Here is a 246-nt window from a genome sequence, read left to right as displayed (position 1 = left end):
TTCTGGGCCATCATCAGTGCACCGCGGGTACTTGCCGCGCTCAAGCTGAGTTTCTGTAATGCCCTCTTAGCCGCCATCATCAACGGCATCATCGGCACCCTGCTGGCCTGGGTGCTTGTGCGCTACACCTTCCCCGGACGCAAGATCATCGAGGCGATGATCGACCTGCCGTTCGCCCTGCCCACAGCGGTGGCCGGTATCGCCCTGACCGCGCTGTATGCGCCGGCCGGCCTGGTCGGCCAGTTC

The 246-nt window shown here is 64.2% G+C and carries 1 pseudogene; it reads left to right on the top strand.

The features are described from left to right. Positions 1–246, top strand: a pseudogene (locus tag M2D63_RS25975) (sulfate ABC transporter permease subunit CysT); the annotation flags it as partial.

It is taken from the genome of Pseudomonas sp. BJa5 (genome assembly GCF_030272875.2).
In the GTDB taxonomy this organism is placed as follows: Bacteria; Pseudomonadota; Gammaproteobacteria; order Pseudomonadales; family Pseudomonadaceae; genus Aquipseudomonas.
The sequence above is the reverse complement of the archived record's forward strand: the minus strand, read 5'-3'. Positions and strand labels throughout refer to the sequence as shown.